Origin of the sequence: Oceanispirochaeta sp., from assembly GCF_027859075.1 — a bacterium.
Classification (GTDB): domain Bacteria; phylum Spirochaetota; class Spirochaetia; order DSM-2461; family DSM-2461; genus Oceanispirochaeta.
This window is the reverse complement of the sequence record NZ_JAQIBL010000040.1, coordinates 1-9,721: the sequence shown is the minus strand read 5'-3', so window position 1 is coordinate 9,721 and position 9,721 is coordinate 1. Positions and strand designations below refer to the sequence as shown.

General features: G+C 47.6%; 10 protein-coding genes. 4 read left to right on the top strand and 6 right to left on the bottom strand.

The annotated features are described in order from the left end of the window. Positions 1-248, top strand: a 248-nt coding sequence (locus PF479_RS02540; protein ID WP_298001914.1) for a DUF4386 family protein, incomplete at its 5' end; no start/stop codon positions are given. Positions 249-340: 92 nt separating this feature from the next. On the opposite strand, the gene PF479_RS02535 is transcribed toward PF479_RS02540, so the two are convergent. Both PF479_RS02535 and PF479_RS02530 read right to left on the bottom strand, forming a co-directional pair. Then, positions 341-931: a Uma2 family endonuclease gene (locus tag PF479_RS02535; protein ID WP_298001913.1), complete on the bottom strand. Its 591-nt coding sequence runs from the start codon at positions 929-931 to the stop codon at positions 341-343. An 86-nt stretch (positions 932-1,017) separates the two neighbouring features. After that, positions 1,018-3,870 carry a hypothetical protein gene (locus PF479_RS02530; protein WP_298001911.1) on the bottom strand — a complete coding sequence of 951 codons (2,853 nt, stop codon included), beginning with the start codon at positions 3,868-3,870 and terminating at the stop codon, positions 1,018-1,020. Between the two features lie 184 nt (positions 3,871-4,054). On the opposite strand from PF479_RS02530, the gene PF479_RS02525 reads away from it, so the two are divergent. The 3 genes from PF479_RS02525 to PF479_RS02515 all read left to right on the top strand — a co-directional run bounded on the left by PF479_RS02525 (position 4,055) and on the right by PF479_RS02515 (position 6,261). Next, positions 4,055-4,720, top strand: coding sequence for a TIGR00266 family protein (locus PF479_RS02525; RefSeq protein ID WP_298001909.1), 666 nt, complete (start codon positions 4,055-4,057; stop codon positions 4,718-4,720). Between the two features lie 149 nt (positions 4,721-4,869). Further along, on the top strand, positions 4,870-5,565 hold the full coding sequence (locus tag PF479_RS02520) for a TIGR00266 family protein (RefSeq protein ID WP_298001907.1): 696 nt from the start codon (positions 4,870-4,872) through the stop codon (positions 5,563-5,565). Positions 5,566-5,568: 3 nt separating this feature from the next. Then, complete coding sequence (locus PF479_RS02515; protein ID WP_298001905.1) at positions 5,569-6,261, top strand: TIGR00266 family protein; 693 nt, start codon at positions 5,569-5,571, stop codon at positions 6,259-6,261. A gap of 25 nt (positions 6,262-6,286) precedes the next feature. Here the strand turns inward: PF479_RS02515 and PF479_RS02510 are convergent, their stop codons facing one another. From PF479_RS02510 to PF479_RS02495, 4 genes are all read right to left on the bottom strand, one after another. Next, positions 6,287-7,024 carry a tetratricopeptide repeat protein gene (locus PF479_RS02510; RefSeq protein WP_298001903.1) on the bottom strand — a complete coding sequence of 246 codons (738 nt, stop codon included), beginning with the start codon at positions 7,022-7,024 and terminating at the stop codon, positions 6,287-6,289. A gap of 178 nt (positions 7,025-7,202) precedes the next feature. Beyond that, the gene (locus tag PF479_RS02505; RefSeq protein WP_298001901.1) at positions 7,203-8,036 is read right to left on the bottom strand and encodes a carbohydrate ABC transporter permease; all 834 of its coding nucleotides are present in this window, start codon (positions 8,034-8,036) and stop codon (positions 7,203-7,205) included. After that, a complete protein-coding gene (locus PF479_RS02500) occupies positions 8,033-8,956 on the bottom strand; it encodes a carbohydrate ABC transporter permease (RefSeq protein WP_298001899.1) in 924 nt (307 codons plus the stop codon). Before PF479_RS02500 ends, PF479_RS02505 begins: the two co-directional genes overlap by 4 nt. A gap of 195 nt (positions 8,957-9,151) precedes the next feature. Next, positions 9,152-9,721 (bottom strand): extracellular solute-binding protein (locus PF479_RS02495; RefSeq protein WP_298001897.1); only part of this gene is annotated, 570 nt, incomplete at its 5' end.

Genomic DNA, 9,721 nt, shown 5'->3' with positions numbered 1-9,721 from the left:
TTTTCTGGGGTCTCTGGCTACTTCCCCTTGGCCTTCTCATTTTCAAATCCGGTTTTATACCCAGAATCATTGGGATATTACTCATCTGTGCCTGTGTCTGCTACCTGATCGATTTCTTTTTCTATTTCTTCTTTCCCTCTCTCATTGCAATTGCTGACTTGCCCCTTTCCCTGGTAGAAACAACTGCAGAAGTGGTTTTTATATTGTGGCTCCTGATAAAAGGAGTGATAAAAAAAAAGGTCACATGATACGGTGATATAATATCCATCCGATTACTGTTATTTCTCAGACTTAAAACGTCCTTTATACCTGTTGTACAGGCTGTTTGTACCCAGCATCATCAGCCGAACAGTTCTTCCCAGGTCACTTGGAAATCAGAGAAAACTTCGGATTGAATCACGCCTTTTTCTTCTAAAATGACACCGAAATCATAGACTCTTCTTTCCTGTAGTCTGAACTCTCGGATATAACGGTTTCCTGGATCAACAACCCAGTATTCCTTTACACCCCGGGATTCATATAATCTGAATTTCTCATTCAGATCTTTTTTAGCGGTGGAGGGAGACAGGATCTCTATAATCAGGTCAGGAGGTCCATAACAGCCTTTGTCAATGAGCTTTTCCGGGTCGCATATCACAGACAGATCAGGCTGGACAACCGTCTCAACACTGTTGATCTCCTTGTGGTCTATTGAGTCAGAATCGGGGAAAAAGACATCGAAGGGAGCGGGATAAACCTCACAGTGAGAATCCTCGAGGATTTTGCTCATTTTATTCAATAGGAGCACTAGTATCTTCTGGTGCCGCCTGGAAGGAGCGGGGCTCATATTGTAAGCGGTCCCCTCAATCAATTCCCAACGTTCATCTTCCGGCCAGAGGCGGTATTCTCCGTAGGTGAATTTATGATCTGATTTTTTTACAGGTATTCCCAAGCTTTTCATCCCCTATATTATAGAACATACGGGAGAAAAGGTTCTGTTGATTCAATGAGAAACCGGGATTAATCAAAATTATTGATTCACTCCTTAGTTGAAAACCGTCCTTTATACCTGTTGTACAGGCTGTTTGTGCCCAGCATCAGCAGTCCTACAATCAGAAAGACAAATCCCTTCATCAGGGGAGTATTTTCTGAGAGATCAATAAAGATCAGACGGACAACACAGAGGAAGAGTCCCCCCTGAGAGAGGACCCTGAAATGGGATTCACCCAGAAAGAGGCTGGCCGAAAAGATCAGGAAGCACTCCAGTGCCCACAGGAGAGTGAGGTACCGGGAGTCAAAGTTTTTATACAGGAACAGGGCCGCCACCAGTGCCAGAGAGTAGAGGAGGAGGGCGTTTTTATGTCTTTCCAGACCCTGTGCCAGTTTGATGGCCCTTTCTTTTGCTCCCGATTCAGACAGTGAAGTAAAATCTTCCTTCCAGAAGAAGAGAATCAGACCCGCTAATAGAGTCACTAATGCCAGGACTCCGGGGACTGGAGATTCTATTTTATACTGTAGAAATAGAAGATCGATTGAAAGCACAATCAGACCCGATCCGTAATACACCAGTCCATACAGCAGCATCCGGGGAGATTTCTGAGAGAATCTGCGGTACACCAGTATGGAAAGGCTGACCAGACTCAGAGTCAGGGGTATCCATTGAAAGGGAATCTCCAGGAAGATCAGTACAGCTGCCAGCAGAACTCCGGCGTCCATGGAATAATTCAGAACCGCCGAGAACCGGGAGCTCTTCACCGAAGAGGGATGACGCCGCCAGATAAACAGAGTCATGAGCAGGGCCAGGTCCATGACATAGCGCAGTTCTATAAAGCCCAGGGTCTGGGTCATATCTATATGAACCATAAAATGTCTGAATATAGTGACTGTCAGGAAGAGAACGGACATGGTCTTGAATCTTTCGGGCAGTCTGGGGATTTCCATGATGAGAACCACCGTGAGCAGCCAGAAAAGCCCCGGCAGAGCAGGAGAGACTGGTTCCAATATCAGGTAGGAGAGTATGATCAGGGTGACGCTGCTCATGATCAGTCCGGAAGCAATGATCAGCCTGTGAACAGCGGATTTCCAGAACAATGTCATTCCCGATGCTATACCCAGGACCAGAGCATTTAAGAATTGCTCTCTCACAGAGAGATCCTCTGAGAGCAGAGTCGTCCAGCAGATGAGGCTGATGGTTGTAAGGAAAACCAGCAGACCGGCTCTCAATCCCCTGGAAGGAGATTGATGGTAGGCAAACAGAATAAAGACAGATAAGGCGATAGCGATCGGGTAGGGAATCACGTCTCCCAGATTCAGATTGAGAATAAGAAGCAGGGCTGCACTGCCGCTGATACCGCTCAGGAATCCGGATATTGAAAATTCTTTCTCCATTGGAAAAGGAAAATCATTCTGCAGAAAACGGGAATCTTTTGAATGAAAGAGGATGTGGTGATGTAGTAGACCCAGAATCATGATGACCGAAGCATAGATCTGGCTGTTCAGGCTCTCATCCATGATGCAGAGAGTCAGAAGGCCCAGTGTGGCAACCCCATAGAGATTGACGGCAAAACGGTACAATCCGTAACGTTTCTGACGGACCATAATATGGAGAAAAAGGAGAACCTCGATGTAGATGAATCCTCCTATCATCACCGAGGAGACATCCCAGCCTTTCAAACTGATCAGGGTGGCACAGAGCAGGGTCTGCCCCATGACAACACTGGTGGTCCGGAGCCAGGGAATCATCTTCTTTCCCGCTCTGTGAGAGAGGACAAAAGCCAGCAGGCTTCCGGCAAAGATGGCCAGACTCCTTTCCGGTCTGCCTCCCACATAGAGGTACATGCCCACCGAAAAATAAAGCCAGTTTAAGAGGTGGGTCAGAAAAGGACGGAGCTGGAAATGGACAGCGGCATAACTTTTCCTGTAATGCACAAAGGTGGACACCAGGAATATCAGGATGAGGGCGGCTGCCCCCTGAAGTCGTAGGGCATCAAACTGAACATCCGACAGGCTGTGCATCCAAAAGAGATGATAGATAAAAAAGCCTGTCAGGACGAGGAGAAGATGGATGTCCCAGCGGTGTTTATAGCAGTGAATCAGGGCATACAGGGTAATCACAACGGCCATCACCAGAGAGGGAAAACCGGGAGTCATAACAGACAGGGCCAAAAGGCTCAAAAGGCTGTGAAAGGAGGCAAATTCCTGTTTCTTCCCCAGGGAGGACAGTCCGAGGTTGACCCCGATTCCCAGGGCGAGGAGTCCCATGGATTGTATGGGATTATGCACCCATTGAAGTCCCGGGATTCCCGCTGATCCCAGACAGGCAAAAAGGAAAATAGCACCGCTGATGCTCCTCATCCACAGAGCCTGGCGCTCCCATTTTTCCCTGTCTTTTAAGAGGAAGAAGACTCCCCCGGGAAGGGCGGACAAAAGAAGGAGCAGGAGAAACCGGATAAATTCATTGAATTTCAAGGCGGCATAGATGCTCAGGAAACCTGCACCCAGAACCATGATCACCGAACCCAGAATGCCGGTCCAGTTTTCCAGGAACTGACGCTCCATTCGCTGCCAGAAATCTGAGCGAAATGGACGGACAGCTTTGATGCCTGTCTCTTTCCTGATTTCGACAGAAGGCGAGATTGGCAGAGGGGTGATAACAGGCTCAGGAATCGGATCATTTTCCAATATCTGACTCACCGTCGGGGGAAACTCGTCCATGGGGGAGGAACTCGGGGCAGATTCCGTTTTCCCCATCCTGGATTCCAGTTCACTGACCCGGAAGTTCAGATCAGCATTGGATTCATCCAATCTTTTGACGCGCTGTCTCAATATAATAACCCCGGCCAGGGGGGAGATAAATACAGCGATTGCCAATAGGCCTAATATTAATTCCATTTTGTCTCATTCATCCTGTTTTTTCTCATAGTACCCCGCCTTTGTTCACTATTATACCTATAAGTGGAGAGAATAAAATAATAATAATGAAAATTTGACAGGTTCAGTTTTTATCAATGAACAGGAAATTTCAAATATGATATCTTATATTGTTAGAATAGAAATTTTATAAAGGAGACAGCTTATGAAAGCAGTCATAGAAGGTAATCCATCCTTCAGCCATGTCCATATAGATCTGGAACCAGGTGAGTCGGTTACTGCGGAGAGCGGTGCCATGCAGTCCATGTCGGCAGAACTGGATATGAAGGCACGGAGTAATGGCGGATTTTTCCCGGGGCTTATGAAGAAATGGTTCGGGGGAGAATCTTTTTTTGTTAATGAATTCTCAAACGGCGGCAGTACCCCTATGCGGGTCACCATCTCACAGGATGTTCCCGGAGAAATCCTGGAATTGAAATTGACGGGTGGACATGAAATCTGCCTGCAAAGAGGAGCCTGGCTGGCTTCTGCGGGAGATGTGAAATTCAAGGCTGTCTGGGCAGGATTCGTATCCTGGTTCTCAGGAGAGGGACTGGTCAAACTCAAGGCATCGGGTGAGGGGCGTCTCTGGTTTGGTGCTTATGGCGGTATTCTGGAACGTAAGGTGGAGGGAGAGCTGAAGGTGGATGACGGTCATCTGGTCGCCTATGATCCCTCACTCAACCTCAAGGTGGCTCTGGCGGGAGATCTTATATCCAGTTTTCTGGGTGGAGAAGGCTTTGTCACCAAGGTTCTCGGGGAAGGGACTGTCTATATCCAGACCAGAAGCATCAAAGGCCTGGCCTCCTGGCTGAATCCGAAGTTCCGTTGACCCCCTTAGGCCCTTAGGCCTTTACCGAGGCCCGTCGGCCTTGAGCAATAAAACCACCGGGGCCCTTAGGCCTTGAGGAAGGCCCTTCGGCCTTGAGTAAGGAATCCACGAAGGCTGTAAACCAGCCTTGGTAGTATAAGGAAATAAATATGAATGTAGAAATTCTAAAAGCACCCTCCAATTCGGCTGCCAAAGTTATCCTGGAAGCAGGACAGAGCTTTACGGCGGAGGGGGGATCCATGATCGCCATGTCCGGTGATATGCATATTGAGACGAGTATCAACAAAAATGAAAGCGGGGCTAAAAACATCCTTAAAGGATTGTCCCGGAAACTGGCGGGGGAGGGGCTTTTTATGAACCACTATACCGCCGGCTCTCAGGGGGGAGAGGTCTATTTGTCTACCACCCTTCCCGGGGATATGAAAGTCCTGGAGCTGGACGGGACTCACAATATTAAGGTTCAGAACTCATCCTTTGTGGCCCATAGCCCGGATGTGAAGATGAATATCAGCTGGGGAGGCTTCAAGAATGCCTTTTCCGGTGAAAATATGATCTGGCTGGAAATGTCCGGTAAGGGTCAGATCATCATCAATGCATTCGGCATGCTCTATCCCGTTAAGGTGGATGGGGAGTACATCGTGGATACAGGTAATATCGCTGCCTATGATGAGACCTTGGAGTTTAAAATCAGCAAAGCCGGCGGCAGCTGGGTTTCATCCATTCTGGGTGGCGAGGGACTTGTCTGCCGCTTTAAGGGCCGGGGAACAGTCTGGTGTCAGACTCATGCGGATAAAACCTTTGGTGCCTCTCTGACCCCCTTCCTGATACCCAAAAAGGAGAAATAAACCATGAGTATTAATATGGAAAAAACAGACTACCCCTTCACTCTGGAATCACAGCCTGATTACGGAATTCTCAATGTGAAAATTCCCCAGGGAAAGACCCTGAAAGTGGAAGCTTCCGCCATGGCCTGGATGGATTCTTCTCTGACCATGAAGGCCAAGATGAAGGGCGGGCTGAAACGCATGCTTTCCGGGGAAAATCTCGTTATAAGTGAGTTTACCGCCGGCACAGTTGACGCAGAGATGGGCATCGCTCCCGGATCTCCCGGTGAGATCGGACATGTCTATCTGGAGGATTCTACAATCTTTATTCAGAACTCCGCCTATCTGGCCAGTTCTCCCGACCTGGAGGTCGCCATCGAGTTTCAGGGCTTCAAGGGTTTTTTCTCGGGAGAGAAGATGTTTATGATCAAATGTTCTGGAACGGGAGACCTCTGGTTTAACACCTTCGGCGGCCTTATCGAGATTGAAGTACAGAGCGATTATGTGGTGGATACAGGATACATTTTGGGATTCACCGAAGGGCTCCGATATGAAGTCAGGCCTGTGGCTGGAATGAAGAGCCTTTTCTTTTCAGGAGAAGGACTTGTCTGCCGTTTTACCGGAGAAGGACGGGTGTGGATACAGACTCGTCTGGCCCCGGCTTTCGTACACTGGGCTGATCCTTACAGAAGAGTGAATAAAAAGAGTAAGGATTGATTTTCTTCTGATGGGGAAAAACGGCTCAGCCTTTGAGAAGCTGCAGTTGTTCTTCCACCTGTGCCTTATTGAGGGTACTCAAATAGGAAAACTTTTTTTCAAGGGCGGAATTCAGCAAGGATTCCGCCTTTTCTTTGTCCCCCCGCTGGATGGCCACCAGGGCGGCATTGTACCAGGCGTCAGGGAATCCAGGATCGCTCTTTATAAGCTTTTCATATATCTCTTCAGCCTTGACCCATTCTTCTCTTTTGATGTAACACAGGCCCAGATTATCCAGGATCACCGGAGAGAATCCATCATAATAGAAGGCTTCCAGATTGATTTCCAGAGCCTTGTCCAAATCTCCCTTTTCAATCAGGAAAAAACCGAGATTGGAGTAGAGGGCGGTGGTTCTGTAGTCCTCTTCCAACAGGGTTTTCAGCTCCTGTATCGCTTCATCCAGATGGCCCTTTTTCCAGTGTATCAGGGCGGAATAGGCCCTGGCATGATTGCTGTTGAATTTTCCCTGGGGTGTGTTGATCAGAAAGGTGAATATCCGCTCGGCATCTTCGGTGTATCCCTCTTTTAAAAGGATATACCCCACTGTGAGCTGATATTTTGCCGCCAGCCCGGCTTCTACCGCATCCTTGAGCATTTTAAGAGCCTTGCTGATGTCTCCGGTATTGTAGATCTTCATGGCTTTAATGAAGAGGGGGAAGCTGCGGAAACGGTAAAAAAGATACATTACCAGTATGAGGGGCACAGTGAGCAGGATAATATTCATATAGTTCTCCAGGATATCAGGATGAGTCTTGCGCAGGACTCATCCTGATAGCTGAATCATAACGGACTGGTTCCGGGATGGCAAGTTTGTATCAGTGACTTTCTCCTAAAAAAATAGCCCCTTCTTCAGCGGAGCTGAAGAAGGGACTGATCATAGTGTATGAAGAACCGGGCGCTTTTCAGCCTTTTACGGCTCCTGCAGAGAGTCCCTTTACAAAGTAGTTAGACAGAAGCAGGTAGATGACAATCACCGGTATGGATGCCAGGGAGAGTACGGCAAAAACAAGGTTCAGCTTGGTGTCGAACTGTCCGAAGAGCTGTCCTGTCGCCAGGGGAATGGTATAGTTTTCCCGGGACTTGATCAGAACTAGGGGAAACCAGAACTCATTCCAGTTGGGGATGAAGCTGATGATTCCCGCAGCAGCCAGACCGGGTTTTATCAGGGGGACGATGATCCGGGCAAAGATCCCGGGCTCACTGCATCCATCAATTCTGGCGGCGGAACTGAGTTCTTCCGGAACCATCCTGATATAGTCATAAAGAACAAAGACGCTGAGGGGGATGGCCATGGCGATGTATACGATGATCAGGGCCCAGAGAGTATCGAAGAGGCTCAGGCGGAGCATGGTGATCATGATATCGATGGTTCCCAGTTTGATAGGCACAACCAGACCGACAACAAAATAGATATAGATGGCTCTGTTGTATTTGAACTTGTATTTGCTGATGGCATAGGCCGCCAGGGCAGACATGGTGACAGCCAGGGCCAGAGACAGGATGGTGACACCAAAACTGTTCAGGAAATATTTTCCGTAATTAGAGACTACAAAAAGGTCTACATAGGCATCCACATTAAAGCTGGTAGGAAGACCAAAGGGGTTATTAAAGATCTCCGCATTTGTTTTAAAGGATGTCATCATCATAACGAAGAGAGGAACCAGGATGGTCAGAGAATAGAGAACCATGGCCAGGTAGAGGAATGTCTTACTTATACTTCTTTTCATATTCATCATTTTTCCAGAGCCTCCCTTTTCTTAGTAAAGAAGGTCAGAAAGGCACCGACACCTATGGTGACGACAACGAACATCATGGTGGCTACTGCCGCCCCCATGCCGGTTCCCCAACCGCCCCGTTCTGATGAGGAGAAAGCCGTTCTATAGAAGAGGGAGCCGAAGAGGTCTGTGCTGTAGTTGGGATCACCCCTTGTCCCTGTCATGGCAAAAATAATGTCAAACTGAGTAAAGTCTCCGATAAAGATCAGAATGGTGACGATTCCCACAATGGGGAGTACAGAGGGAAGGATAATATGATAAATCTCCTGCCAGATGTTGGCTCCATCAATCCTGGCGGCTTCCATGATGGATTTACTGATCCCGTCAATGCCCGAGGTATAGAAGAGTACTGACTCCCCGAAAAACTGCCAACTCACGGCAATGGCCACAACAAAGAGAGCCGTTCTGGGATCTCCCAGCCAGGGAAGAATAAGACTTTCGAAACCGATGAGCCCTAGAAACTTGTCAAAAACACCATAGTAGGGGTTGAGAATCAATTTAAAAATATACCCTACAACCAGGACGGACAGGGTCGTGGGCAGAAAACTCAGTTTTCTGATGAAACCGGAACCCTTGAAGGATCTGGTCACCAGAACGGCCATAAAAAACCCCAGTACATTCTGTACAATCGTCACGATAACGAAAAATTTTATATTATTCCGGAAGGCATTCCAGAACTTTGTATAATATCGCTCTTCTGTGAATAAGCGTATGTAATTATCGAGTCCAACAAATTGATCCGGGATCAGGCCTTCCCCGGTATAGAGGCTGTATTTCATAGAGTTTAATATTGGCAGCAGCATGAACACTGTGTAAACGATAAATGCCGGGAAAATAAAGAGAAACAAAAACTTGGCATGTTTCTTTCTGGCCTCAAGCATAAAACTCCCTCCTTTCTTCTTAGTCAATTCTTTTTTAAATGGATATTGTCGAAATAAATAAGTTAAAAAGAGCTCTCTGGATTCAGAGAGCTCAATAATTTTTATTCCTTAAACACTTTGTTCTACCAAAAACTTTTATTCTACCAGGACTCTGTTGAGTCCTGGTGGTTTTATAGTTCAGGGCCTAAGGGGGTATCAGTAGTACCAGGCCAGGCCGTCATCAACATATTTTACTGCCTGGGCAGGTGTCAGTTCATTGGCATACATCATCTGGACAGCTTCTCCCACCAGTTGGTTTCCACTGGGAGACTGGGCAGAGAGTTTTTCCCAAACTGTTCTTACTGTGGGAACAGAGGCGGCTACATAGCTCTGCATTTCTTTGGCAAGGCTGTTGGTCAGAGTGTAATCACCAGGAGTATAAGAGAAGAATCCCGGCAGTTCATTCATCAGAAGCTGAGCGTATGCAGAGGAAGCGAGCCATTTCATATAGGTCTTGGTTTCTTCAGGGTATTTTGTGTTCTTGTTCATGGCTATACCGCCGTCAACATGGAAACAGTACTGAAGAGTATCACCTTTCTTGGCAAGAGGAGGAGCGAAGTATCCTACGTCTTCCAGTCCGCCCAGGTCTTCGAAAATCCCGATTTCCCAGCTTCCGCCTATAAACATGGCTGCATTCCCGGTTCCGAAGATCTGCTGCATGGATACATAGTCAATGCCGTCCAATCGTTCTGGGAAAGAGGGCTGCAGTTGGTTCATCTTTTTCAT